This is a genomic window from Parathalassolituus penaei, assembly GCF_026626885.1.
Lineage (GTDB): Bacteria > Pseudomonadota > Gammaproteobacteria > Pseudomonadales > Oceanobacteraceae > Oceanobacter > Oceanobacter penaei.
In genome coordinates, this window is record NZ_JAPNOA010000058.1 from 248,535 (window position 1) to 273,443 (window position 24,909).

Genomic DNA, 24,909 nt, shown 5'->3' on the forward strand with positions numbered 1-24,909 from the left:
GCGCCATAACAGCTAAACAACCGGTGACCAGCCATGAGCAACCTGATTCGCGAAACCGTTACCAGCGTCCACCACTGGAACGACACTCTCTTCAGTTTTACCACTACCCGTAGCCAGGGTCTGCGTTTCAAGAACGGTCACTTCACCATGATCGGTCTGGAAATCGACAACAAGCCACTGCTGCGTGCTTACAGTATTGCCAGTGCCAACTACGAAGAAGAGATGGAGTTTTTCTCGATCAAGGTGCAAGACGGCCCGCTGACCAAACACCTGCAGAAACTGAGCGTCGGTGACGAGATTCTGGTGGGCACCAAGCCGGTGGGTACTCTGGTGGCTGACCACCTGCTGCCGGGCAAGAACCTGTATCTGCTGAGCACAGGCACCGGTCTGGCGCCGTTTATGAGCATCATCAAGGACTACGAGATTTACGAGCAGTTCGACAAGGTGATCCTGACCCACGGCGTGCGTTTTGTCAGCGAACTGGCTTACCAGGATCGTATTGAAAACGAACTGCCAAACAATGAATTCTTCGGTGAGCAGGTACGTGATCAGCTGATCTATTACCCAACCGTGACTCGTGAAGAATTCCGTAACCAGGGCCGTCTGACCGACCTGATTACCTCTGGCAAGCTGTTTGAAGACATTGGTCTGCCACAGCCGAACCCGGAAACCGACCGTTTCATGCTGTGTGGCAGCCCAGCCATGCTGGATGATCTGACCCGTATCCTCGACGACCTCGGCTTCGAAGAAGCGCGTGGTGGCAAGGCCGGTCATTATGTTATCGAGCGTGCATTCGTAGAAAAGTAAGGTCCAACCACCTGGCTGCGGGGTCAGAGCTGTTCAAGGCCCCGCAGCCAGTCCTTTAACAACTGATCCATGTGCTGGGTCTGTTGCTCCGACAGAATGCTGGTTACCCGATCAAGGGTTGCCACATGGGCTTCGATGGCCTGATCAATTTTTTCCTTGCCTTCCGCTGTCAGAATCACCAGTAACGACCGTCGGTCATCCGGCGCGGCTTCGCGGCGAATCAGCCCGGCTTCTTCCAACCGGTTCAGACGATTGGTCATCGCGCCTGACGACAACATGGCGGCCTGAAACAACGCGGTGGGTGTCAGACACCAGGGCTCTCCGGCTCGCAACAGCGTCGCCAGCACGTCGAACTCACCACTGCGCAAACCGAACGCCTTGTGGCACTCGTCAATTTCATCCCGAATCAGATGCTGCAGCCGGTACATGCGTCCCACCAGTCCCATGCTACGGGTGTCCAGTGACGGTTTTTCGCGTAGCCACTGCGACTGGATAAAGTCGAGGTGATCCTGATCGTGCATAGGGGAATGGCCTTGTCTGCAAACTCTTGATGCTGGTCACAGTATCCACTAACCGCCTGATCGTCAAAATATATCTTTATATAAAGATACTTGAAGTGGAGATAAATCCTCGATACTGTGGCGACACTTTCATGCGGGAGTCATGACATGTCATTGCAGTGGCCTATTGCCCTTATTGCACCCCTGCTGTGGGGAACCACCTACGGCGTTACCCAGCACTGGCTGGCCGATATTGATCCTCTGTGGGTGGCTGCGTTGCGTTCGTTGCTGCCGGGCCTGATGCTGTTGCCACTGCTGCGGTTGACACTGTGGCGTCAGCATGGCCAGCGCCTGGTCATCCTCAGCCTGTTTAACCTGGCGATTTTTACCTGCCTGCTGTTTGCGGCGATCAGTCGTTTGCCGGGTGGTGTGGCGGCCACACTGGTATCAACCGTGCCATTACAGGTACTGGTGCTGATGTGGTTCAGCGGCGGCAAACCGTCATGGATGAGTGTGCTGGCAGCGTTGACCGGCGTCAGCGGGGTGGCGCTTTTAGTATGGCAAGCCTCTGAACCACTCGACTGGACAGGTGTTGTATTGGCATTGCTGGCCGCCTTGTCGCTGGCGATTGGCGGATTGCTGACGCAGAAATACGGTCGTGATATTCCGCCGCTGGAACTGGCCGCCGCGCAGTTTCTGGTAGCCGGTTTCCTGCTGACCGCTGTAGCCTGGTTCAGCACCGGTACTACCCCGACCATGACCTCCAGCAACTGGCTGGCGATGATCTGGATCGGCCCGATTGGTCTGGGTGTCGGTTATTGGAGCTGGTTCCGTTCACTGCGTTTTCTGACCATTGATCGACTGGCGTTTCTGGGGCTTCTAAACCCGCTGGTTGCGGTGTTGCTGGGTCTGTTCATGATGAATGAACAACTGTCGGTGCTGCAGCAAGCCGGCATGATGCTGGTACTGGGCTCGGTTCTGGTGGCGCAAAAAGGTGGGCGTAAACCCGTTGTAGTACGCACGTTAAAAACTGGCATTGAACCTGCTTCATGACGGTTATGGTCATCGCCGGTGGATGGAAACGCCAATCCGCCGTCGCGATGACAGAACCAGTGTCAGATGTGAGGTTAATATGGCAGGACAGGGCAAACTTACCGACATTATGCGTAGCCTGAATCAGGCAAACGAAGTGGGACGAATGATCCGTGAATCCGGTTTCCAGTTGGAAAAGTCGGACCTCAAACGGATTCTGGCGGAACTGACCGGCGCTATTTCCGAAGCCAAGATGGAGCTGGGTATCCTGCAAGGGCACCTGTTCGACAAGGATGCTGAACTCAAGGCGATGGGAGAGTTACTGCACACCAAAGCCAATCTTCGGCGTCGCGGTGATGCCTACTACAAGGCGCGTGATAACCAGACCTACGGCCAGCCTTATTGTTCTTACTGTTGGGAAGGAGAGAGCAAACTCTTTCACTTGCATAACCGCATCCTCAAGAAAGACGTGCGTATTTGCCCGCATTGCAAGAACGAGTACCAAGCCGCCCGCACGCCTTTCCTTGAGGCCGATGGTTTGCTGATTCAGTAACGCTGGTTATAGTCTTCTGATGCTTGGGGACCCTCTGAATAAACCGGTGCCCGCTCTGGATCAGGAGGCTTTCATGCGTTATGTCCAATGCCCGCAATCCCGGCGCCGCTTGTTGGTACTGCTGCCGGGGTTGTGTCTGTTGCTGCAGCCTCTGGCTGCCAGTGCTGAAACCGGCTCCGCCACGCTGCCTGCGGCCACTGAAGCGGCCGACCCGGAGCTGGAATTAAAAACCGAACCGCTGGATATACAGGTGATTGCGCCTGAAGAATTCAAACCAGCCATTCGGGATAACCTGCCGCAGCTGATGGAGAAACGTCAGATCGAAGCGGTGGCCGCCGACAGTCCGTATGTTCTCTTGCCGCATCGTCCCAATTATGTGCTGCCGTTAACCTGGCAAACCCATCCCAACAATGCCGAGTTGCAACGCCTGCTCGATCACTTTGGTGCCGATGAATCGGATTATCAGAACACAGAGCTGGAGAACCTCGAAGCGGTATTCCAGTTCAGTATCAAATACGTGCTGGCCGAAGGTGTGCTGAACAAGTTCGGGCGAATTCAGGTGGCCTATACCAACCGTTCGTTCTGGCAGGCCTACAACGACCAGATCTCCAAACCCTTCCGCGAAACCAATCACGAGCCGGAAATCATGTACACCTGGCAGCCCGGTGCTCACTGGATTGACCAGGCGTCAATTTCGCTGAATCACCAGTCCAACGGTCAGACCAGCACCTTGTCGCGCAGCTGGAACCGGGTAATTGTTGGTGGTACATCGGTGTTTGAAGGTGAGCGTATGCTCAGCTGGCGCGCCTGGTGGCGGATTCCGGAATCGGGCGGGGCCGACCCGGATGATCCATCCGACGACGACAACCCGGATATCGAACAGTACCTGGGGTATGGCGATCTCACCTGGATTCAGGTCTATGGCAACCACAACCTCTCGGTTATGCTGCGCAACAATCTTGATCGGCTCGATAACCGTGGTGCCGTTGAGCTGGGCTGGACGTTTCCTCTGACCTGCAAGCTCAAAGGTTATGTGCAATTTTTTGACGGCTACGGCGAAAGCCTGATCGACTACAACCATTACCAGCAACGGTTTGGCATCGGCATCAAATTATCCGACTGGCTATAACCGGCTGTTATTCAGAGCGAGAGTCCGGATTGCTTGAAATCGGTTTGATTGTGAACCCCATGGCGGGCATTGGTGGTGCGGTTGGGCTCAAGGGCAGTGATGGTGCTGCCATTGTCGAACAAGCGTTAGCACTGGGTGCCGAGAAAAAATCCGGCCTGCGTACCCGTCAGGCGTTGGGTGTGCTGGCCGACGTACGCGAGCAATGCCACTTTGTGACTTGCCCCGGTGAAATGGGCGCAGACTGGCTGGCGGCCGAAGGGCTGGCATTTGAGGTGCTGGACCTCGGTTTGCCGTTGGCACCGACCACGGCCGAACATACCCGCAAGGCCGCTGAACTGATGCTGCAACGGCAGCCAGCGCTGCTGCTGTTTGCCGGTGGTGACGGCACCGCCCGTGATATCTGCGCGGTGGTGGGTGATCAACTGCCGGTACTGGGTATTCCGGCCGGTGTGAAAATCCATTCCGGTGTGTACGGCATTACCCCAAAAGCCTCGGGCGAAGTGATTCACCGTCTGGTGACTGGCCAGCTGGTGGATGTCCGTGAAGCCGAAGTCCGCGACCTCGACGAAGATGCCTTCCGTAACGGTCAGGTGCGTGCCCGTCACTATGGTGATATGCGGGTGCCACAGGAGGGTCACTTTGTGCAGGCGGTCAAACAGGGCGGTGTTGAAGTCGAAGAACTGGTACTGGCCGATATCGCTGCCTGCATCCGTGAAGAGATGGAAGACGACTGCCTGTATCTGATCGGTTCTGGCAAAACCACCCTGGCGATTACCGAAGAACTTGGCATCAGTGGCACCCTGCTGGGCGTCGACGCTGTGATCAACGGCGAATTGCTGGCAGCCGATGTTAACGAAGCCGCCATCTGGCAACTGCTGCAGGAACACCCACAACACAAGGCGATTCTGAGTGTGATGGGCGGGCAGGGCCATATTATTGGTCGTGGTAACCAGCAGTTCAGCGCCCGGATATTACGGGCCCTGGGACGTGAAAATCTGCAACTGGTATCCACCAAAACCAAGATTCGAGGGCTGGATGGCCGCCCGCTGATTATCGACAGCGGTGATCCGCAACTGGATCAGGACTGGGCCGGTGTGCTGGAAATCCTTACGGGCTATCAGGACCGCATTCTTTATCCGGTTGCCTGATCTTTCTCTCCAGTCTGTTGTTCAGACCTTTTCTTCTAACCAGCAGCATTGATCGCCTGATCAGTGCTGTTCTGCCTCAAAGATAGTCGGGCGTGTCTGGGGGGGACCTGGGCTGGCCCATGTTTTGAAAATAATCGGTATTCTGTAAAACGCATGCCGTTATTAAGGTGTATTTCAGGAATGGCCTATATAATCGGCCACATCTACCTGAGGGAGCACCGAATCATGTCCACCGAAATCCGTAACTACAACGCCCCAAGCAAAATCATGCACTGGCTGTCCGCCCTGATGATTGCTGGCCTGCTGGGGAGCGGCATGATTATGGAAGAGCTGTCCAAAGGCGAATTCAAAACCTGGCTGATGGGCAATCACAAAGCGATTGGCGCTATCTTCCTGCTGGTGGTACTGGTGCGTTTTGCGGTGCGTTTCAGCAACCCGGTTGACCCGCTGCCAGGCACCGAGCGTAAGGACTATATCAAAGCCAAGGCCCTGCAAGGTCTGATGTATGTGTCTATGCTGGTAATGCCACTGAGCGGCATTCTGATGTCCCAGTCCGGTGGTCGTGTGATCAGCGTGTTTGGCCTGTTTGATGTGCCAACCCTGATTGGTGAAAACCACGATCTGCATGAATTTCTTGAAGGCGTACACGGCTTTACCGCCAACGTACTGCTGGTGCTGATTGCCCTGCATATCGCCGCGGCCCTGCTGCACCACTTCAAGATGAAAGACGATACTTTGCGCCGCATGGTGTAAAGGTCGGGAGTGATACGTGTGCGCTGGTGCTGGCAGGCGGGGATTGAACTGCCAGTACCAGAACGTTCGCCCAACTGAACGGCTCCTTCGGGAGCCGTTTTTTTATGCCTGCAAAACCTGTTTCGGAAGCACTTTGGATTAGGGACACTCTGAATAACTCTGCACAGCTCTGCGCTGCAGCCCGCGCCCTTCGGGGCTTTCGGGGCTTTCGGGATAGCGCTGGGAAGGGAGGCTTTCTTGAGAATAAAAAAATCCAGAGCCCGTTCGAACTCTGGATTTTTGTGATCGCCAGTCAGAACGCTGGATTCAGATCGGCATTACTCCCGAGGGAGTGGATGCTGTGCGCTGCCGGAATTACAGGGCGGCGTCGATAGCGGCCAGCAGCGCCGGGTTGTCCAGAGTGGTGTCCGGAGCAAAACGGCCCAGTACGGTGCCGTCACGACCAACCAGGAACTTCTCGAAGTTCCACATGATGTTGGTTTCGTCATCGGTCAGCAGGTTCATGCTGGCCAGTTTCTCTTTCAGTTTGCCGCCTTCAACCGGGGTCGCCAGTGGCTTGGCAGCGATCAGTTGCTGGTACAGTGGGTGACGGCCTTCACCGTTCACTTCCAGCTTGCTGAACATCGGGAAGGATACGCCGTAGTTCAGGCTGCAGAATTCCTGAATTTCGTTTTCAGTACCTGGTTCCTGACCCAGGAACTGGTTGCAAGGGAAGCCCAGAACTTCCAGACCAGCAGACTGCTTGGCCTTGTACAGTGCTTCCAGACCTTCGTACTGTGGAGTCAGACCACACTTGGACGCCACGTTAACGATCAGCAGTACTTTGCCTTCGTAAGTGGACAGTGGCAGGGATTCACCTTGGATGTTCTTGACTTCGATATCGTAGAGAGACATGGCAGTTTCCTGTGGTTGGTGGGTGCTGAACACCCGATGACATAACGAATTCAGTCGAGTAACCGGATCAGCTTGTGCAGATCGGTTTTTAATTCCAGTAGCCAGGGCAAATCTTCGCCCAGACGGCAGGCCATCTGTTGTTGTACCAGCGCGGCTTCGGCCCGTAAGGCCTGGCCCTGTTCGCTGGCACTCACCAGTACCCGGCGTTCGTCTTCATTGCAGCGGCGGCGATTGACCAGGCCGTTGCTTTCCAGACGTTTTAACAGCGGTGTCAGGGTGCCGGAGTCAAGATGCAGGGCTTCGCCCAGCTCACCGACACTCAGCTCCGGTTTTTCCCATAACAGCATCATCACCAGATATTGCGGATAGGTCAGGCCCAGTGGTTTCAGCAGTGGCCCGTACGACCGCACAATCAGATTGGAGGCGGCATACAGCGGGAAGCAGATTTGCTGGTGCAGCAGCGGCACGGCCTGTTCTGGGGTATCTGGGGTGGTCATGGTTCCTCCGGTTTGGAAACCATCCTGCCCGCTTATTAAATTGTGTGCAATTTAATTTTGTGAAACAGTGTTGCCCGGTTGTTATCCTGATGTGATCGCGAATTTGTCATCTGGCAGCTTATGTGAGCAGGGTGGCAGATGTGCAGGAGAGGTTAATAAGCAGGAGAGGCACCGTAGCAGGGGATAATCGGCAGCCGGTGAGCGGTTGTCCCGGGCGCTGTGTTACACCCGGGAATCGGGATCAGAACTCGTCAGAGCCGCCCGCTTTTTTCTCGATCAGTTCAATCTTGTAGCCGTCCGGATCTTCAACAAACGCAATCACTGTGCTGCCGCCTTTGACCGGGCCTGCCTCGCGAGTGACCTTGCCACCGCTGGCGCGGATGCGTTCACAGGCGGCAGCGGCATCGTCGACTTCAAGGGCGATATGGCCATAGGCTGTGCCGAGGTCGTAGCTGCTGGTTCCCCAGTTGTAGGTCAGCTCAATCACCGCACCTTCACTTTCCGGCTGGTAGCCCACAAACGCGAGGGTGTACTGGTACTCTTCGTTATCGTGCTGACGCAGCACCTGCATACCCATCACCTGGGTGTAAAAGTCGATGGAGCGTTGCAGGTCGCCAACGCGCAGCATGGTGTGAAGGATTCTCATCGTTGTCTCCGTATTGTTTGCTGAGCCGTCAGCAACGGTTCAGTCGGATGTCTTTTGTTTGAATTCGCACAGATCTTCAATCAGGCAGGAGCCACAGCGTGGTTTGCGGGCCACACAGGTGTAACGGCCATGCAGGATCAGCCAGTGATGGGCATCGAGCCGGAATTCGGCGGGCACCAGTCGTAGCAGGCGTTGCTCCACTTCATCCACGTCTTTGCCGGGCGCAATGCCGGTTCGGTTGGATACTCTAAAGATATGGGTATCGACGGCAATAGTCGGCTGGCCGAACGCTGTGTTCAGCACCACGTTAGCGGTTTTGCGACCAACACCGGGCAGCGCTTCCAGTGCCTCACGGGTTTGTGGCACCTGGCTGTTGTGGAGGTTGATCAGCATCTCGCAGAGTTTGATAACGTTTTTGGCCTTGCTGTTAAAGAGGCCAATCGTCTTGATGTATTCCTTCAGACCTTCTTCACCCAACGCCTGGATGGTTTCCGGTGTGTTGGCGACCGGATACAGCTTGCGAGTGGCCTTGTTCACACTCACGTCGGTCGCCTGCGCCGATAACAACACGGCAATCAGCAGCTCGAAGGGCGTGCTGTACTCCAGTTCAGTTTTCGGTTCCGGATTGGCGGCCCGCAGGCGTGTAAAGATTTCCGTGCGTTTTTCTTTGTTCATAACGTGTCCGATGTCAGGTATGGCCCGGCTTGCCGACTTGCTCATGACCTGAACGCTTGTATGCTTGGTAGACAGATCAACGATTTGTAACCGGGGTCGCTGTCGTCAGGGAATCGAGAGTTAAAAGAAAAGGGGGGCGCGTGGCAACCGATATTGCGAATAATCCGGCTTGCTCGGACAAGAATGCAGGTGAACAACACGGGTTCTGCAGTAATGCCAATCTGAAGCTGGATGACCTGCTGCGCCCGATGCTGCGCTACGTGCGGCATATGATGGGCATGGAGGTCGCGTTTATATCGGAGTTTTCGGCCGGACGTCGTTACTTCCGTGCTCTGGACGCTGATGATTCATTTTGTCCGATCGCACTGGGTGGTTCCGATCTGCTGGACGAAAGTTTTTGCCAGCGGGTGGTGGATGGTCGGCTGCCTGAGTTGATGGTGGATGCTCGCACCTATGCTGAAGCCCTGAGCCTGCATGCCACACTGGCATTGCCCGTTGGTGGACATATCAGTGTGCCGGTACGGTTTTCCGATGGCAGTGTGTTTGGCACATTCTGTTGTTTCAGCCGTTATGCGGTGGAACTGGATCAGCGTGATCTTGAAACCATGCGTCTGTTTGGCGCCATGATCAGCCAGTATCTTCAGCACGACCGCGATGTCTGGCAGGAACGCCAGGTGATCCGTGAGCGAATTCTGGAAACGATTCTGCGCCGTGACTGGGATATTTATCTGCAGCCCATGTTTGCCGCCAATAGCCAGCAGGTGGTGGGTTACGAAGCCCTCTGCCGTTTTGCCCAACAACCGCATACCGAGCAGTGGTTTCTGGAAGCCGAACAGGTCGATCTGATCGAGGAACTGGAGATGGCGTGTCTGCTGTCGGCGCTGGAGGTGTTGCCCGATATTCCTGCCGACCAGTTTGTGTCGTTTAACCTGTCGCCCCAAACCCTGATTCGTATGGATCTGCAGCAGTTGCCGGTGCAATTTGCCAGTCAGATGGTGATTGAGCTGACGGAACACCGTCTGGTAGACGATTACCAGCCGTTGCTGGAAGCGCTGCTGCAGTTGAAGTGTTCGGGAATCCGCTTTGCGGTGGATGACGCGGGGGCCGGTTTTGCGAGTTTCCGTCATGTGCTGCAGTTACAGCCAGATCTGATCAAGCTGGATCGCAGTCTGATCAGTGGCATTGCCAGTTGTCATGCCCAGCAGGCATTGGCGCGTGCCCTTATCGGTTTTTCCCGTGAAATGCAGATCACCACCATTGCGGAAGGGGTTGAAACCTTTGAGGAAGGGCAGTGTATGCAGGATCTTGGCGTCGACCTGATTCAGGGTTATTGGCTGGGGCGGCCGCAACCGGCCGCTGCTGTTCTGGATAATTGAGCGGAATAACGAGGATCAGTCGATACCCCTGATCTGTCGAGAATAACGGTCAGTCGAGAATCCCCGTCAGTCGAGAATATAGTGCGGCAGGAAGCGGCTGGTATCGCGGGTAATGGCCGTCGCATCTTCACGAATGGCGATACCGGCGGCCTGGTTATCCACCAGCCAGCTGCCAATCAGTGCGTAATTGCCACCAAAGTTCGGCAACAGATGCGCTTGCTGGTAAATCACCCCTTCTTCGCCGTAAGGCCCGTCACTACTCATAATGTCTTCGTTGCCACTGAACAGGCGAATGTTGGCACCCTCGCGGGAAAACAACGGCTTCTGCACCAGCGCGTCACAATTCCGGGCCAGATGTAACTCGTCGCCAAAAAACGCTGGCAACAGGTTCGGGTGGTTGGGGAATAACCGCCATAACATCGGCAGCAGAGCCTTGTTCGACAGAATCGCTTTCCATGGTGGCTCCAGCCAGTGGGTCGGGTTGTGCGGCAGCAGCTGGCCGTATTCTTCCCGCAGCAGGTACTCCCACGGATACAGCTTGAAGATCCAGTGGATGGGCTGGTTGTGCTGATCCACAAACTGGTTACGCGCATCCAGACCGATATGGTCGATATACACCAGCTCGCTGCTGATACCGGCTTCGGCCGCGCAGTCTTGCAGGTACTGAACCGTACCGAGGTCTTCGATGCTGTCCTGACAACAACTCACATGCAGGTGTTGTTGTGGCTTCAGCAGCTTGAGTTCGGCAAACCGGTTGATGAGTTTTTCCTGCAGGCTGTTGAACTGGTCGGCCTGACGCGGCAGGCGTCCGGCATCGACCTGCTGTTCCAGCCACAACCATTGCCAGAAACCGGTTTCGTACAGGCTGGTCGGGGTATCGGCGTTGTTTTCATACAGCTTGGCCTGACCCTGGCCGTTGTAGGCCAAATCAAGACGGGAGTAGAGCGATGGCTCCCGTGCTTGCCAAGAGCGCCGGATAAAATCGCGGCTGTGTTCGGGAATGGCAAAGCGCTGCATCAGTTCGTCATCGGCACACACCCGGTTGACCACCTCCAGACACATCTGGTGCAGCTCTTCGGTGGGTGCTTCGATGTCTTCTTCTATCTGACGCAGGCTGAAACGATAAGCTGCGCTTTCATCCCAGTAGGGCTCGCCACCAATGGTGTGAAACTGGAAGCCGTATTCGTCGGCGATGGCGCGCCAGTCCGGACGTTCCGGCATCGGAATCCGTAACATCTCAGCCTCCGAAACTCATTTTCATGGCCATACGCGAGCCGAAGCCGCCACGGCTGAGGGTCTGCTTGCCACCGGATGCCGCAGTGGTATGAACCTGCTGTGGAATGGCGCGCATCATGCCTTTTTTGCCGGATTCCAGTGGTTCGGCATCGGCAGTGACCAGACGCATGTTGCCTTGCTGGTCGGTATGGGTGAACACCGGGTTATAGGCCTGAGTCGCAGCGGGATTTTTGCCGTCCATAACAAAGCCGGTCATCCGTGGGTAATAGCGCGGTGGTTCGGGGTTAGTACCACCGCTGTGGTAAGCACCATCACCACGATAACCGCCGCCACCACCATAACCGCCACCGCCGGAACCGCCACTGCTACCGGAGCTCGACATGGATTCCGGCTCGCAGTTGGAAAAGCCGAATTCCTGCTCACATTCTTCGCGGTTTTTATAACGCGGGGCTGACTGAGCGGCCTCGTTCAGGGCCTTGCGATAGGCCAGCTCGCAACGTTCGAAGGTCATGCCGCTGCGTTCAGCACAGCTGTATGGGTCGGTCGCGACGTAGACATCCTGACGACCATCACTGCAGGCGCTGATGCCCAGCACGCTGGCCCCCAGAGTAACAGCACGTTGCCAGTTCAGCTGTTTCATACGCTCGCGATTGATGCGGGAGCGTTTACGGTTAGAGCCGCTGCTGATGTTGTCCGGATTCTGGAGTGATTTCATGGCGTGCTCCTTACCAGGTCAGGCTGGCTGCATTGAGCAGACCAACGGCAATGGATACCGATGCCAGCATGATACCGGCGCTCATTTCACCTTCCTGAATCCGGCGTACCAGTGCTGGCATAAACACAAACCGCACCACGGCAAAGGCCAGCAACTGTGCACACAGGGCGATCAAGGCCCAGATTCCAAAGTCGAGCAGGGATACCGAATGGCTGATGGCGCTGTAGAGGGCAATGGCAAAACCGATGATGGCACCGCCAAAACCGATCGCTGCAGCACTGTTGTTTTCTTCGCGAATCAGTTGCCACTCATCGTGCGGCGTGATGCGGACATACACCACCTTGAAGATGACCAATGCCAGCAGGCCAGCAGCAAAATAGGCGGCAAATTCGAGTACGGCAGAAAGAAGCGGATTCATGTAACGGTCCCTGTAGTTTTTTTTGGAAATGTAGATGGCACAGTCTTTTGGTTAAATGACAGTCTGTTCCATATATGTGGTTAAATGGGGGCTTCCCCTTGGTAAGCTGATTGATACTGGTTTTTATTTGTAGTTAATGAAAATCATACTCATTGTTCCTTCTATGTGACTTCTGGCTTGAAAAGCCACCTGATAAAACGCTCGTGACAATTTTATTACGAACGACTGTATCAGGTTTTTATTATGGGAATCGTGACCATCAACCTGCCTTTGGGCGATGAAAACTTCCGCTTTCTGCGCATCGGCGGCAGCCACAATACTCCGGACAATGGTGAGTACGCAGCAGTGGATACCATCATTGATCATACCCCGTCGACCTTGCTGAATCTGGGGGATTCTAACGGTCGTCAGGTTCTGAAACTGGTGAAAGCACGTTCCTGGCACGAGTATATCAAGCTGCTGTGGGCACATAACCGCCTGTTCAAGGAAGTGAGAGGCAATCGGCTGTTGAAACAGCTGGGTATTCCAGTGGTGCGTATTACCGAAGTAGGGGTACGGCTGCTGCCAGCCCGTGGTCGTCGTTATCTGGGGTATTACCTGATGGAAGACCTGCAGGAGCAGGGGTATCGGGAGGGGCGGGAAATCCTGCGTGATCCGCAGACATCCCTGCTACAGCGCCAGCAATTGATTGACGGTGTGATTCAACATCTGCAGATCATGAAAGAGCAGCGGGTGGTTTTTTCCGATTGTCACTTTGGCAACGTGTTTATGAACCGCGACGGACAATTGCGCTGGATTGATACGGGTGTGACCCGTTACGGCTTTGGTCGCCGCCACCGGTTTACATCCAAATTCAATTTTTCGATTCGCCGTTTCGCCTTTTACGAGGCCGATGGCATTTTACTGAGTGAGGCCGAACAGCAACGCATTCTGGAGCTGTTGATTCGTTGAATAGTGCGCCCGTTGCGACGGGCAAACCGGCTGATCAGAACAGCCGATTGAGCAGATTGGGCACCACCATGGGTGCCCATCGACCGGATGTCCTAGCGACCGCGAATCTCGCCCTGGCCGCCGCCCTGACCACCACCACCGTGGCCGCCACCCTGACTGTTACCCTGACCGCCGCCGTGGCCACCGCCACCTTGACCGCCGCCGCCGTACATAGGGAAACAGCCTGACAGCATCAGAACGGTGGTAATCATCAAAATGTATTTCATAGGGAATCCTCGCCAACAGGCTTCTATTGTTTCTCTATGACTCATCAACGGGAATGATGATTGCCCCAACTTTGCCGGCCCTGACCAAATTCTGCCGAGGCTGACACTGCCTGACGTGTGCCTGACTGGCTGATCGGGCTGGCAAGTCCGATGCCTGAAAAACGGCGCCAAAAATATTTTCTAAAGATCCTGCCCAGAGTGCCGCTAACTCTTATGACACAGTTAGGCGGAGCGTGCCAAACACCCATCAGCGATGTGGTAGCTCCAGACTCTGGAACAGGAGAAACAACCATGCCCCAAATTATTAATACGAACATCGCTTCCCTGAACGCTCAGCGCAACCTGGACAAATCCCAGTCTGCCAACCAGCGCGCCATGGAACGTCTGTCTTCTGGTCTGCGTATCAACAGTGCAAAAGACGACGCCGCCGGTCTTGCGATTTCCACCCGTTTCACCTCCCAGATCAAGGGGCTCGGGGTAGCGGTGCGTAACGCCGGTGACGGTATCGCCCTTGCCCAGACTGCTGAAGGTGCACTTGGCTCCATCAACGAAAACCTGCAACGTATCCGTGAACTGTCTGTACAGTCTGCCAACGCCACCAACTCTGACGTTGACCGTGAAGCTTTACAGGCGGAAGTAAGCCAACTGGTAGCAGAAATCAGCCGTACCTCCGAAGAAACCGACTTTAACGGTCGTAAACTGCTGGATGGTTCTTTCTCTGCCACTTTCCAGGTGGGTGCCAATGCTGGTCAGACTCTGGATGTTTCTATCGCCAAACTGACTGCTGACAAATTGGGTTCTTCTTCCCAGTCCGGCCTGAGTGCTCGTGGCACTGACAATGCTCTGGAAAATGGCGACCTGATCATCAATGGCGTGGCCATTGCAGCTTCCAAGGCCGAAGACGACAGTGCCTCTACTTCCAACAATTCTGCATCGGCGATCTCCAAGGTAGCGGCCATTAACCGTTACAGCGATGAAACCGGTGTTAAAGCCTTTGTGAATGAAAACGTCGCCGGTGGTAGCGAAATGACCGGTGTTTCCGGTTCCGGTACCTTCAAGATCAACGGTGTGGAAGTATCCTTCTCTACTACCACGGATACTGCCCAGACTCGTGCGGCGATTTCCCAGGCAATCAACTCGGTAGCCCAGCAGACTGGTGTCAAAGCGGTGGATACCGAATCTTTTGCAACCGGTATTAACCTGGTGGCTGAAGACGGTCGTAACATTGAGCTGACCTTTGATACCGCCAACCTGACCGGTGATATCACCGCGGACAACTTTGCCAACGCGACTGGTCTGGCCGGTGGAGCCACCAATACAGTTGGTACTACCTACAGCAACACTTACGAAGGTGGTTACACTCTGGTTGCCGACGGTGACGTCAAGAAGATCGAAATTACCGGTGGTAACGGCACTGGCCGCGGTAATCTTGCCAACGCTGGTCTGTCTTCTGGTACTTACGATCGTGCTACTGCTACTTCGGTATCCAATGTAGTGGCTGACAAGAGCTCCGCGTCTAGCATTGGTGGTGGTTCTCTGAGTAACGCAATCGATCGGGCCGACAATGGCTCAACCAAGATCTCTTCGGCTGCTGGTACCATCACCAACCTGGCGTCTACTACCGCAACGGATATTGATACGACTGGTGACCTGACTTTCGCTGTTAACGTCGGCGGAACCGAATTCTCCACCGCCATCACGGCCGGTGCTGGTGAAACCGTTGCTGCGATTGCTGACCAACTGAATACTGATGCGACGACTGCCGGTGTGGATGCTGACGTTGAATTCTTTGAAGAAATCGAATTCAACGTATTGGCGTCCAGCATCGAAACCGCAGCGGGCGGTGGTACCTTTACCCTGGCCGGTGTCGACTTCGTACTGCAAGACACCACTGGTGGCGCTTACAGTGAGGAAGACCAGATTGCCCAGCTGGCCGATGCTATCAACGCCGCTGACTTCACCACCGGTGATCTGGCCGCTGGTGACAAGGTAACCGCTGAAATCAGCGAAGACCGTTCCACTCTGACCATTCGTATCCAGAACTTCAGTAATACAGCAGTGACTGCCTCTACTGATGCTGCTACTACGATTGTTGGGACGGATATGGACGGTGCTGGAACCGCCGACAGCGTGGATATTGCCGATACCACCGACTTTAATCTGGGTGGTGAACTGGCCTACCGCTCGGTGAACGGTGAGAAAGTATCCGTCACCATGATCTCCGAGAATGATGAAATTGGTGCTGCTGCTGCGGGTGAAACCACTACCACTACCAGTGTGTCTTCCAGTGCTCTGACTACCTCGACTGAAGTGGATATCAGTATGCGAATTGGTGACAGTTCTGTCACTGTTCCTGGCTCACCACTGGCGGCGGGTTCCACCGTTGCTGAAGCGGCTGCCGCTATTGACGCCGTTGATGGTGTTAGCGCGTGGGAAGAAGTAACTCTGGCCATTGACGACACCAACCTCAAGTCTGGTGACACCTTGAACATTGGCGGTGTTGATATCTCCATCAGCCCTGACAAGGATGGCAACATTACCTTGGCGTCTCTGGCTGACAACATCAACAACACTGACTTCTCCAGTGGTGACTTCGATGTGGCCGCTGTGCTGAATGATGACGGTACTGAACTGACCCTGACCGTCCGTAACTTCAGTGGCGCCCAGCTGACTATGGAGTCTGATAACTCCGAAGGTCGTGGTGTGTCCCTGAGTTCCCCGGCAGGCTTCGTGGGTGAACAGGCACAGGCGTTGTCTGGTGAACTGAAATTTATCTCCGACTCTGGCAAAGACGTGACCGTTACCATGTCTGACCCGGAAACCGGCGGTGAGATTTTCAGCGGTAACAGCAACACCGCGGAATATACCGGTGTGAACGGTCTGCAAGACGGTGACCTGCTGATCAACGGTGTAACCATCGGTGCCGCTGACGAAGGTGCGGATACCGCCTCTGCGACTGTGTCTTCAGACGGTTCTCGTATCCTGTCCTCTGAAAAGAGTCTGTCAGCGATTGCCGTAGCCGCTGCAATCAACGAAGTGGCGGATGAAACCGGTGTAACGGCTTCTGTGAATGCGACCACTGTTGTGGGGGGCGATGGCTCCAATGTGAACGCCACTACACTCGCTGAGTTTGAAGAAGGCGACCAGGCCGGTATCTACATCAACGGTGTGGAAGTCGGTACCGTAACCCTGCAGAAAAACAGCTCTGGTGAGCTGGATACTGACCGCGCTCGTTCTGACGCTCTGAACCTGATTAACCAGTCCTCTGGTAAAACCGGTGTGATGGCGACCGACAACGGTGTATCCCTGACCCTGACTGCGGCCGATGGCCGTAACCTGTCGGTGGCGATTGATGACAAATCAGGTGCCAATGCGTCGATTGGTGCTCTGATGGGGCTGGATGCGGCACAGGATGGTATCGGTGAGGCAACGTTTGGCAAGGGCTCTGCGGGTGGTGGTATTACTGCTGAAGGCGCTGCCTACGAAACCACCTATGGCACCATTACCCTGAGTTCTGCCAAACAGTACACCCTGGAAGGTGGTGCCAACGGTAACTCCGAGCTGGATGCTCTGGGTCTGGCAACCGGTACCTACGGTGGTGGTGAAGATGGTCAGTTCCTGAGTGAAATCGACATTTCTACCTACGATGGTGCCCAGGCTGCTATCAAGGCCGTCGACAACGCCATCGAACAGGTAGCGTCACAACGGGCGGACCTCGGTGCGATCCAGAACCGTATGGAATCCACTGTAAGCAACCTGCAGGTGACTTCTGAAAACCTGAACGCTGCAAACTCACGTATCCAGGACGCCGACTTTGCTGCAGAAACTGCCGAGATGTCTCGTACCCAGGTACTGCAACAGGCTGGTATGTCGATTCTGGCGCAGGCCAATGCGTCTGGTCAGAACGTACTGTCCCTGCTGCGTTAATCGCGGTGACGCGGGAGCTACCCCGGCTCCCGCAGCTATGATCTTGCAGTGAGGTGAACCATGAGTGAAATGAATGTTAGCGGTGCTGATCGCATCAGCCTGGCATCCTCCAGCCGGGTTACCAGTATCCATCGTGACCAGGCCAGTCGCAGCAGTTCAGCGGCAAGTAGCGGAAATCAGTTGCCGCCAGCGGCAAATAGTCATGAAAGTGGCAGCCAGGCGGTGCCAGATATCGAGAAGGTACAGGAAGCGGTGTCGCGTATTAATGAATATGTACAGCAGTCAGAACGGACTCTGAACTTTCAGCTGGATGAAGACAGTGGCCAGATTATCGTGAAAGTGTTCGACAAGGCGTCCGATGAGCTGATTCGCCAGATCCCCAGTGAGCTGGCACTGGAATTGGCTCAGAAATTGAATGATGAAGAACCATCCTTATTATTCAGCGCCCAGGTCTGACGCGTAGCACCAATCCGGTTACGTTCAAGAAAAACCCGCTCTGGCCGATAAGGTCTTAGCGGGTTTTTTTATGGAATCAGGGCGGCGTCCCGGGGAGGTCATTATGGCGATTGAATCATTGGGGATCGGATCGGGGGTGCTTACTACTGATCTGGTCGACAAGATTATTTCAGCCGAACGGGAAGCCACTGATCTCCGTCTGACCAACAAGATGACGCTGGTGGAAGCCAGGATTACCGCCTACGGCGAGATCCAGTCGCAGCTGTCGAAAATCAGCAGCGCAGTCAGCAAACTGGCAAGCCCATCGCTGGCCAACGCAACCGTGGCCACATCGTCGGATGAAAGTATCCTCACCGCTACCACATCGACTCTGGCTGATCCTGGCACCTATTCTGTCGAGGTATTGAATACTGCCAAGGCACATAGTCTGGCGACCAGCAGCTATTCGAGCTTCGACGAAATTATTGGCACCGGTAAACTGGTGTTCACCTTCGGTGAAAACAGTTATGACACCGCTGGCAACCTCACAGGTCAGACCCTGAATACCAGCCGCACCGGCGCAACCATAACCATCGACAGTTCCAACCGTACCCTCAGCGGTATTCGCGATGCCATCAACAAGGCTGATATGGGCGTAACCGCTTCCATTATCAACGACGGTAACGGTTATCGTCTGTTGATGACTTCGGATGATACCGGCAAGGAATCGGCGATGCGCATTCAGGCACTGGACAGCAGCGGCAACCTGCTGACTGATGGTCTGGCGGCGCTGGCGTTTAACCCGGCCCAGAACAGTTATACCGACATGGAGCAAACCAGTGCTGGTCAGGATGCCTTGTTGCGGGTGAACGGCCTGAATATCAGCCGTGCCAGTAATGCCGTGGATGAGGTGATCAAGGGCGTTACCCTGAATCTCAAAAATGCGGATGTCGGCACCAGTGTGACTATTACGGTTGCGCCGGATACCGAACAGCTGCAGACCAATATTCAGGATTTTGTCACCGCCTATAACGACTTCAAAAGCTTCACGGATGACCTCAGCAAATACGACAGCGCCAACGAGCAGGCGGGGTTGTTGTTGGGGGATTCAACCGTACGCTCAATCCAGTATCAGATCCGCTCCATGCTCAGTACGCCGATTACCGGTCTGACCGGCAGCAAGTACAGCTCGTTAACCGAACTTGGCGTCAGCACCGATCAGTACAACGATTACCTGCTGACATTCGATACCACCAAATTTGCAGCGGCGCTGACCGCAGATCGCAACGCGGTGGCCAGTATTTTGGCCAAATCCGGTTCGGCCACCGACAGTCAGGTAACCTATGTAAACGACTCGATCAACACCAAGCCGGGCACCTATGATCTGGTGATTACCCAGCTGGCTACCCAGGCGCGTTATGACGGCGGCTCGGTGGGCAGTCTGGACTTCAACTCGCCGGTTGAAATCGACGAAAGTAACGACAACTTCACCATCAATGTTAATGGCAAAAACGCGGCGGTCAGTCTGACCCGTGGCAGTTACAGCAGCGGCGATGAGTTGGCGCGCGAAATTGCCCTGCAGATCAACTCCAATACCACACTGTCCAGAAACGGCTATTCGGTATCGGTGGATTACGACTCCGATGCTCACTCGTTCAATATTACTTCCAACAAATACGGTTCGGAGTCCATGGTGTATTTCACCAGCCTGGACACCAACACCGCCAACACCCTTGGTTTTAACAAACTGGGCGCCGGAACCTACGATGGTGTGGCGCTGACCACCTTGAACTCGGATGCCTTTAATGGGCGTGGTTCTCGCACTCTGGCTGGGGATCGCCCGGTCGATGAAGCCACAGGCATCAATTTCTCGACGGCCAACGCAACCTTCTCGTTGGCGGTGAATGGTGGTGCGGCGGTGGCCATTACCGTTAACCAGAATGCGTCTGGCAAGGACTTGAATGCGGATGGCGTTTATGGCGATCGCAAGGATACCTTGCAGGCGATCCAGACCGCGATTGATGGCAGTTCGCTGAATGGGCAGGTGACGGCATCCTTTGATGACAACGGCTACCTGCGTTTCACTACCATAGCAACCGGTAGCAGTTCTTCAATCAATATTACGGCAGTGGGCAGCAGTGCATCCGATCTGCTGTTGGGGTTGAACGCCAGCGATGGTTTGCAAGCCAATGGCAAGGACGCTGGTATGTCGCTCAGTGATCCTGTCAGTTTTCGGGTACAGGTGGATGACATTGCAGGTGATAGCCTGGTGTCAGTACCGGCCGGTACCTACCATTCCGGAGCCGATCTGGCGAGCGCGCTGCAGGCTGCGATTCAGTCCAGTGTGAATGCGGATGCCAATCTGTCCAGCCTGATCAGTGGTGCCGTGTCTGAAACCGGCAGCCGTGATATCAGCACTACCATCGATTTTTCCAGCGCGGCCTCCGGTTTCCGTCTGAATGTATCGGGTGTTGAGCAGGATGTGCTGATCAACAATTCCACCGGTGACAACCTGGCGGATATCCAGACCGCACTGGACAGCACTTTTGGTGCCGGTGTGGTGACCGCCAGCCTCGATGGCACCGGTTTGCAGCTGAGTACGGTTGCCGATGGCCGTGAACAATCCCTGAAAGTGGTCAGTGATGGGCGTGGGGCGCGCAGCAGCAGTTTTGCCAATCTCGATACCGGTATTGATTTCAGTGCTGATCCCGCTACCTTCACACTCACGGTTGGTGGTATTGATATGGCCGTTGCGGTGAACGGCAATGCGACCGAGGGCGGCAACAATCGTGATTCCAACCTGGCTGCCATTCAGGAAGCGCTGGACGACGCGTTGGTGAACAGTGGTGAGTTTGAAGCCGGTGATGTGTTGGCCAAAGTGGATGACAGTGGAAATCTCTACTTCGAAACTGTCAGCAAAAACGGCGTTCGTACCGCCTCTACCTATGGTTCTGGTGCTTCGATTGCGATTTCCAATCTGGGCGGTGGTGCCAGCACATTGCTGGGTATGGCCGCTGACACCAGCACCAACGGATATGACGGTTTTGGTCTGGATACCGAAAAACGTGTATTTGGTACCGATCTGGATGTAACGGTTGATTATATATATGACGCCGACAAGAATCTTGGCTCATTTAATATCAATATTGGTGGCCAGGCTCGCACAATAGGATTTACTGATCTGGATAGCACCGCGATTTCGTTTTTCGGTTTGCAGGATGTCAGCCTGTATAGTGCTGAGATTCCGACGGGGCAGGATGTAAAAGGCACTATTAACGGTGTTGAAGCCCAAGGTACTGGACAATTCCTGAAAGCGGTAGACGGTAACGTTGCGGCGACGAACGGTTATTATATTGCCAATACCACGGCCGATTTCTCGTCTCCGGTGGTTCTGGATGACACCAATAACCGCTTCAGTATCAAAATTGATGGGGTTGAGGCAGAAATCGAACTGACACAGCCAGCGACCTATATTTCCGGAACGGCATTGGCCAGCGCCCTGCAAACAGCGATTAATGGCAATTCGGCATTCAAGTCCGAGGGCATTAGCGTCAAGGTGGAGTTCACCACTGATGCTACCTCGTTCGCCTACAACAAGCTGGGTATTATCTCGGCCAGCACCGGTGCAGACTCATCCGTTGAGATCACAGACATCAGCACCGAGGCCTCATCAATCTTCGGTTTTGTTAAGGGGATTGCAGAAGGGGAACGCGGTAGCGATGCCGTTGGTCAGGTGGATGATGCCTCCGGTTTGCGTCTTAAAATCACTGGTGGAGATGTTGGCTCACGCGGCACCATTTCTTATATATCCGGCTTTGCCGATCAGTTATCCGATATTCTCGACGGTATTCTTTCTGGTCAGAATAGTGTGATTAATACCAAATTGGCATCTCTGGATAAGGAGAAGACCAGTGTTGAAACCGAGCAAACCCGGGTTGATGCGCGAATCAGTGCCCAGGAAGCACGTCTGAAATCCCAGTTCGCTTATAACGACCTGCTGGTGCAGTCGTTAAACAGCACGCTGGATTATATCAAGGCGCAATTTGATGCATTGAATGCCAGCAATAGTAACAACTGATGTCTGGCTGTTGGTTTGTTTTACAGAACTTTTTAGTCCAGACACCTGAAATATTGTATCCAGATCACGGTTTGTAGGTTTTTGTGTGGTCGTTGGACAGGCTGCCGGATAGAATTTCTGACGTTTTTCTCATTATTCGTCAGATCTTTAGACAAGGCAGTGCGGAACGGCTATGGATTACGATAACAAAAAAGTGGTTGAGCAGTTCATTCACAATGCCTGGGGACGTGGGCGTTACAACCTTGCGCGTCAGATGGTCAGCCGCGATTTTCTCTACCATGCCTGCCAGTCGCTGGACACCTGTGGTGTCGACGAGTTCTTCGCAGAAGTTGAAGTTATTCGCTCCGCGATCGGTGATTTTACGCTCACGATTGAAGACATCATGTCCGATGGTGACCGTGCCATCAGCATCATGACCTTTTGTGGCTCCTTTGTGCAGCCGCTGTTTGGTCTGAAACCCACCAACAAGGTGGTGGGGATTACCTGCGCCGTTACCTGGCAACTCCAGCGTGGCAAGGTTCGTCACCTTAACCTGATGGTCGATATGGCGCATTTGCAAATGCAGGTGGCCGCCGCTGCCGCAGCCGCCTGAAAGAATCCGGATTCCTGAAACAAAACACCTCGCTTATGCGGGGTGTTTTGTTTTTGGGGCTTGTTAACGCCCATGGCGGGGATGCCAGAATCAGGCTTGAGCCTTGTCTTCCTTACCAGCCCACAATGGGCGAATCCAGCGAGCCCAGACCGGAGTCTGGGACAGGAAAATCAGCACAATGGAGGTCAGCAGGAAGGCTGACAGCGGGCTGGAGGCCAGATTCAGGAAGAATGAACCCAGGTCTTCACGCTCGGAGATAATGGCACGACGCCAGTTCTCGTCCATCAGACGGCTCAGGATTACACCCAGAATCACCGGGCCCAGCTGGTAGCCATACATCTTCATGAAATAACCCAGCACACCAAAGCCCAGCATCCACCAGATATCAGCCACCGAGTTGTTGATGGAGTAGGCGCCAACAATCGACAGCAGGAAGATCAGTGGAATCAGAATGCCTTTTGGACATTCCACGATCTTGGCAAACAGACGGATACCGGTCAGACCAAAAATCAGTACAAAGATGTTGGCGAGGGTCAGGTTACCGACGGTGAACCAGAACATTTCCGGCTTTTCAGTCAGCAGCAGCGGGCCAGGATTCAGACCGTGAATAAACAGTGCGCCAATAAATACCGCAGTTACGGCGTCACCCGGAATACCCAGGGTCAGCATTGGAATATAGGCACCACCCACAGCAGCGTTGTTGGCAGACTCAGGGGCAACCAGACCTTCCTTGGCACCTTTACCGAACGGTACTTCCGGATTCTTGGTAATACGTTTGGCGTGGTCGTAGGCCATCAGGGCGGCGATGTCGCCACCGGTACCTGGCAGGGCACCAATCACGACGCCAAGGGTAGAAGACTGTACAGACAGACCGAAGTATTTCTTGATGTTGGACCAGTGCGGAATAATACGGTCGATTTTCTGTTTCACCGCCATCTTGTCGAGGTGGTGCAGCTGGTTCAGGGCTTCGGAAATACCGAACATACCAATCATCACGGCAACCGGGTTGATACCGTTCCACAGTTCGGTGACACCGAAGGTGAAACGTTCTTCAGCGGTCAGAGGATCGAGGCCTACCGTACCAATCAGCATACCCATGGCACCGGCAAAAATACCCTTGGCCAGGCTGTCACCGGCCAGCGAACCGACCAGCATGATGCCCAGTACCGCCAGCATCATGTAGTCACGAGGCTGGAATGACAGGGCAAATTCACTGACGTTCGGAGCAGCAACCGCCAGAACGATAATGCCGATAAAACCACCAATCACCGACATGATGGTCGACAGGCCAATGGCTTCACCGGCTTCACCGCGTTGTGCCAGCGGATAACCGTCGAGTGCCGTGGCAATGGCCGATGGTGCACCAGGAATGTTCAACAGGATCGCCGTACGGGAACCACCGTACACACCACCCATATAAATACCCACCATCAGGCACAGAGCGTCGTTAACGTCCCATGAGAAGGTGAAGGAAATCAGGATCGATACCGCCATCGTGACCGACAGGCCCGGAATCGCGCCCACATAAATACCCAGAAAGGTACCCAGAGCGGTCAGAATCAGCAGGCTGGGATCCAGCCAGGACATTGCAAAATAGCTGAGAGCATCCATTGGAGTTTACCCTTGTTGTTATTGGCGGCTTCAGCCGATCATTTCTTTGATAGCAGACATGATGTCACTTTCCGGGATAAGGCCTTCCGGCAGTACCACCACGAAAATCACGCGGAACACCAGGTAAATCACCACCAGGCCCAGTGCTGAAATCAGCGTGGTGTAGGCCATGGTGCCCTTGTGCAGCATCTTGATGGTGACGACCAGAAAGGCGAACGCCGTCAGCAGGAAACCAACGGTTTCCAGCATCACTGCAAACACAAAGATGATGCCAATCATCACACCGACAACAGGCGGCAGGATGCGCTCAAAAAAGTGCTGCCATTCGAAGGAGTCTGCAGGACGTTTGAAATCGTGGACAATGGCCACACAGGAGCTGATTACCATGATGGCAGATACTGCCATCGGAAATGCACCTGGAGAACTGAGTGCAGAAAAACCGGCAATTTCATACGACTGCCAGAACAGGAATAGGCTCAGGGCCAGCATCAGAAACCCGAACAGTGTTTCTCCGGGTTGTTTAGGGACGACTTCAGACATGCAGATTCCCTTTATTGTTGGTTATGGTCTGTGGGTAGGGTCTTACGGGTGTTACATGTTACCGGTGCTACAAATGGAAAGCCCTGCCAGAGGCAGGGCTTTCACGTTACGCCCTTCTGCTCAGAATGGG

General features: G+C 54.5%; 23 protein-coding genes. 12 read left to right on the forward strand and 11 right to left on the reverse strand.

Going from position 1 to position 24,909, the window contains the following annotated elements; genetic code table 11:
* Nucleotides 1–33 precede the first annotated feature (33 nt).
* Nucleotides 34–807: a ferredoxin--NADP reductase gene (locus OUO13_RS17825; protein ID WP_283175256.1), complete on the forward strand. Its 774-nt coding sequence runs from the start codon at nucleotides 34–36 to the stop codon at nucleotides 805–807.
* Between the two features lie 23 nt (nucleotides 808–830).
* On the opposite strand, the gene OUO13_RS17830 is transcribed toward OUO13_RS17825, so the two are convergent.
* Entirely contained in the window at nucleotides 831–1,328 is a 498-nt protein-coding gene (locus OUO13_RS17830; RefSeq protein ID WP_283175257.1) for a MarR family winged helix-turn-helix transcriptional regulator, read from the reverse strand.
* Nucleotides 1,329–1,475: 147 nt separating this feature from the next.
* Between OUO13_RS17830 and OUO13_RS17835 the strand changes: the two genes are divergently transcribed.
* From OUO13_RS17835 to OUO13_RS17855, 5 genes are all read left to right on the forward strand, one after another.
* A complete protein-coding gene (locus tag OUO13_RS17835; RefSeq protein ID WP_283175258.1) occupies nucleotides 1,476–2,360 on the forward strand; it encodes a DMT family transporter in 885 nt (294 codons plus the stop codon).
* 79 nt (nucleotides 2,361–2,439) lie between these two features.
* The gene (locus OUO13_RS17840) at nucleotides 2,440–2,892 is read left to right on the forward strand and encodes a hypothetical protein (RefSeq protein WP_283175259.1); all 453 of its coding nucleotides are present in this window, start codon (nucleotides 2,440–2,442) and stop codon (nucleotides 2,890–2,892) included.
* Between the two features lie 73 nt (nucleotides 2,893–2,965).
* Complete coding sequence (locus tag OUO13_RS17845) at nucleotides 2,966–4,021, forward strand: phospholipase A (RefSeq protein ID WP_283175260.1); 1,056 nt, start codon at nucleotides 2,966–2,968, stop codon at nucleotides 4,019–4,021.
* A gap of 29 nt (nucleotides 4,022–4,050) precedes the next feature.
* A complete protein-coding gene (locus tag OUO13_RS17850) occupies nucleotides 4,051–5,169 on the forward strand; it encodes an ATP-NAD kinase family protein (RefSeq protein ID WP_283175261.1) in 1,119 nt (372 codons plus the stop codon).
* Nucleotides 5,170–5,394: 225 nt separating this feature from the next.
* On the forward strand, nucleotides 5,395–5,922 hold the full coding sequence (locus tag OUO13_RS17855) for a cytochrome b (protein ID WP_283175262.1): 528 nt from the start codon (nucleotides 5,395–5,397) through the stop codon (nucleotides 5,920–5,922).
* A gap of 354 nt (nucleotides 5,923–6,276) precedes the next feature.
* Here OUO13_RS17855 and OUO13_RS17860 read toward each other — a convergent pair whose 3' ends face one another.
* The 4 genes from OUO13_RS17860 to nth all read right to left on the reverse strand — a co-directional run bounded on the left by OUO13_RS17860 (nucleotide 6,277) and on the right by nth (nucleotide 8,634).
* On the reverse strand, nucleotides 6,277–6,816 hold the full coding sequence (locus OUO13_RS17860; protein WP_283175263.1) for a glutathione peroxidase: 540 nt from the start codon (nucleotides 6,814–6,816) through the stop codon (nucleotides 6,277–6,279).
* A gap of 50 nt (nucleotides 6,817–6,866) precedes the next feature.
* Complete coding sequence (locus OUO13_RS17865) at nucleotides 6,867–7,313, reverse strand: MarR family winged helix-turn-helix transcriptional regulator (protein WP_283175264.1); 447 nt, start codon at nucleotides 7,311–7,313, stop codon at nucleotides 6,867–6,869.
* Between the two features lie 241 nt (nucleotides 7,314–7,554).
* Nucleotides 7,555–7,959 (reverse strand): lactoylglutathione lyase, encoded by a 405-nt coding sequence (gene gloA / locus OUO13_RS17870; RefSeq protein WP_283175265.1) that lies wholly within the window; start codon nucleotides 7,957–7,959, stop codon nucleotides 7,555–7,557.
* Between the two features lie 39 nt (nucleotides 7,960–7,998).
* Entirely contained in the window at nucleotides 7,999–8,634 is a 636-nt protein-coding gene (gene nth, locus OUO13_RS17875; protein ID WP_283175266.1) for an endonuclease III, read from the reverse strand.
* Between the two features lie 140 nt (nucleotides 8,635–8,774).
* On the opposite strand from nth, the gene OUO13_RS17880 reads away from it, so the two are divergent.
* The gene (locus OUO13_RS17880) at nucleotides 8,775–10,010 is read left to right on the forward strand and encodes a sensor domain-containing phosphodiesterase (protein ID WP_283175267.1); all 1,236 of its coding nucleotides are present in this window, start codon (nucleotides 8,775–8,777) and stop codon (nucleotides 10,008–10,010) included.
* Between the two features lie 66 nt (nucleotides 10,011–10,076).
* On the opposite strand, the gene OUO13_RS17885 is transcribed toward OUO13_RS17880, so the two are convergent.
* From OUO13_RS17885 to OUO13_RS17895, 3 genes are read right to left on the reverse strand one after another with little or no spacing between them, the layout of a single operon-like run.
* A complete protein-coding gene (locus OUO13_RS17885; protein ID WP_283175268.1) occupies nucleotides 10,077–11,246 on the reverse strand; it encodes a glutathionylspermidine synthase family protein in 1,170 nt (389 codons plus the stop codon).
* Nucleotide 11,247: 1 nt separating this feature from the next.
* On the reverse strand, nucleotides 11,248–11,961 hold the full coding sequence (locus OUO13_RS17890) for a DUF1190 domain-containing protein (protein ID WP_283175269.1): 714 nt from the start codon (nucleotides 11,959–11,961) through the stop codon (nucleotides 11,248–11,250).
* Nucleotides 11,962–11,971: 10 nt separating this feature from the next.
* On the reverse strand, nucleotides 11,972–12,379 hold the full coding sequence (locus OUO13_RS17895; RefSeq protein WP_283175270.1) for a DUF350 domain-containing protein: 408 nt from the start codon (nucleotides 12,377–12,379) through the stop codon (nucleotides 11,972–11,974).
* Nucleotides 12,380–12,622: 243 nt separating this feature from the next.
* Here OUO13_RS17895 and OUO13_RS17900 point away from each other — a divergent pair, with 243 nt between their 5' ends.
* On the forward strand, nucleotides 12,623–13,330 hold the full coding sequence (locus OUO13_RS17900; protein WP_283175271.1) for a hypothetical protein: 708 nt from the start codon (nucleotides 12,623–12,625) through the stop codon (nucleotides 13,328–13,330).
* Nucleotides 13,331–13,422: 92 nt separating this feature from the next.
* Here the strand turns inward: OUO13_RS17900 and OUO13_RS17905 are convergent, their stop codons facing one another.
* Nucleotides 13,423–13,596: a hypothetical protein gene (locus tag OUO13_RS17905; RefSeq protein ID WP_283175272.1), complete on the reverse strand. Its 174-nt coding sequence runs from the start codon at nucleotides 13,594–13,596 to the stop codon at nucleotides 13,423–13,425.
* A 291-nt stretch (nucleotides 13,597–13,887) separates the two neighbouring features.
* On the opposite strand from OUO13_RS17905, the gene OUO13_RS17910 reads away from it, so the two are divergent.
* The 4 genes from OUO13_RS17910 to OUO13_RS17925 all read left to right on the forward strand — a co-directional run bounded on the left by OUO13_RS17910 (nucleotide 13,888) and on the right by OUO13_RS17925 (nucleotide 22,628).
* Nucleotides 13,888–17,523: a flagellin N-terminal helical domain-containing protein gene (locus tag OUO13_RS17910; protein ID WP_283175273.1), complete on the forward strand. Its 3,636-nt coding sequence runs from the start codon at nucleotides 13,888–13,890 to the stop codon at nucleotides 17,521–17,523.
* Between the two features lie 60 nt (nucleotides 17,524–17,583).
* Entirely contained in the window at nucleotides 17,584–17,979 is a 396-nt protein-coding gene (locus OUO13_RS17915; protein ID WP_283175274.1) for a flagellar protein FlaG, read from the forward strand.
* A 103-nt stretch (nucleotides 17,980–18,082) separates the two neighbouring features.
* The gene (fliD, locus tag OUO13_RS17920; protein ID WP_283175275.1) at nucleotides 18,083–22,036 is read left to right on the forward strand and encodes a flagellar filament capping protein FliD; all 3,954 of its coding nucleotides are present in this window, start codon (nucleotides 18,083–18,085) and stop codon (nucleotides 22,034–22,036) included.
* Nucleotides 22,037–22,208: 172 nt separating this feature from the next.
* Nucleotides 22,209–22,628 (forward strand): ester cyclase, encoded by a 420-nt coding sequence (locus tag OUO13_RS17925; protein ID WP_283175276.1) that lies wholly within the window; start codon nucleotides 22,209–22,211, stop codon nucleotides 22,626–22,628.
* A 90-nt stretch (nucleotides 22,629–22,718) separates the two neighbouring features.
* Here OUO13_RS17925 and OUO13_RS17930 read toward each other — a convergent pair whose 3' ends face one another.
* The gene (locus tag OUO13_RS17930; RefSeq protein ID WP_283175277.1) at nucleotides 22,719–24,239 is read right to left on the reverse strand and encodes a tripartite tricarboxylate transporter permease; all 1,521 of its coding nucleotides are present in this window, start codon (nucleotides 24,237–24,239) and stop codon (nucleotides 22,719–22,721) included.
* 30 nt (nucleotides 24,240–24,269) lie between these two features.
* The gene (locus OUO13_RS17935; protein ID WP_283175278.1) at nucleotides 24,270–24,779 is read right to left on the reverse strand and encodes a tripartite tricarboxylate transporter TctB family protein; all 510 of its coding nucleotides are present in this window, start codon (nucleotides 24,777–24,779) and stop codon (nucleotides 24,270–24,272) included.
* Nucleotides 24,780–24,909: the final 130 nt, after the last annotated feature.

Coding starts and splice junctions, on each gene's coding strand:
- OUO13_RS17825 (WP_283175256.1), top strand. CDS start 34: ATGAGCAACCTGATTCGCGAAACCGTTACCAGCGTCCACCACTGGAAC.
- OUO13_RS17830 (WP_283175257.1), bottom strand. CDS start 1,328: ATGCACGATCAGGATCACCTCGACTTTATCCAGTCGCAGTGGCTACGC.
- OUO13_RS17835 (WP_283175258.1), top strand. CDS start 1,476: ATGTCATTGCAGTGGCCTATTGCCCTTATTGCACCCCTGCTGTGGGGA.
- OUO13_RS17840 (WP_283175259.1), top strand. CDS start 2,440: ATGGCAGGACAGGGCAAACTTACCGACATTATGCGTAGCCTGAATCAG.
- OUO13_RS17845 (WP_283175260.1), top strand. CDS start 2,966: ATGCGTTATGTCCAATGCCCGCAATCCCGGCGCCGCTTGTTGGTACTG.
- OUO13_RS17855 (WP_283175262.1), top strand. CDS start 5,395: ATGTCCACCGAAATCCGTAACTACAACGCCCCAAGCAAAATCATGCAC.
- OUO13_RS17860 (WP_283175263.1), bottom strand. CDS start 6,816: ATGTCTCTCTACGATATCGAAGTCAAGAACATCCAAGGTGAATCCCTG.
- OUO13_RS17865 (WP_283175264.1), bottom strand. CDS start 7,313: ATGACCACCCCAGATACCCCAGAACAGGCCGTGCCGCTGCTGCACCAG.
- gloA (WP_283175265.1), bottom strand. CDS start 7,959: ATGAGAATCCTTCACACCATGCTGCGCGTTGGCGACCTGCAACGCTCC.
- nth (WP_283175266.1), bottom strand. CDS start 8,634: ATGAACAAAGAAAAACGCACGGAAATCTTTACACGCCTGCGGGCCGCC.
- OUO13_RS17885 (WP_283175268.1), bottom strand. CDS start 11,246: ATGTTACGGATTCCGATGCCGGAACGTCCGGACTGGCGCGCCATCGCC.
- OUO13_RS17890 (WP_283175269.1), bottom strand. CDS start 11,961: ATGAAATCACTCCAGAATCCGGACAACATCAGCAGCGGCTCTAACCGT.
- OUO13_RS17895 (WP_283175270.1), bottom strand. CDS start 12,379: ATGAATCCGCTTCTTTCTGCCGTACTCGAATTTGCCGCCTATTTTGCT.
- OUO13_RS17900 (WP_283175271.1), top strand. CDS start 12,623: ATGGGAATCGTGACCATCAACCTGCCTTTGGGCGATGAAAACTTCCGC.
- OUO13_RS17905 (WP_283175272.1), bottom strand. CDS start 13,596: ATGAAATACATTTTGATGATTACCACCGTTCTGATGCTGTCAGGCTGT.
- OUO13_RS17910 (WP_283175273.1), top strand. CDS start 13,888: ATGCCCCAAATTATTAATACGAACATCGCTTCCCTGAACGCTCAGCGC.
- OUO13_RS17915 (WP_283175274.1), top strand. CDS start 17,584: ATGAGTGAAATGAATGTTAGCGGTGCTGATCGCATCAGCCTGGCATCC.
- fliD (WP_283175275.1), top strand. CDS start 18,083: ATGGCGATTGAATCATTGGGGATCGGATCGGGGGTGCTTACTACTGAT.
- OUO13_RS17925 (WP_283175276.1), top strand. CDS start 22,209: ATGGATTACGATAACAAAAAAGTGGTTGAGCAGTTCATTCACAATGCC.
- OUO13_RS17930 (WP_283175277.1), bottom strand. CDS start 24,239: ATGGATGCTCTCAGCTATTTTGCAATGTCCTGGCTGGATCCCAGCCTG.
- OUO13_RS17935 (WP_283175278.1), bottom strand. CDS start 24,779: ATGTCTGAAGTCGTCCCTAAACAACCCGGAGAAACACTGTTCGGGTTT.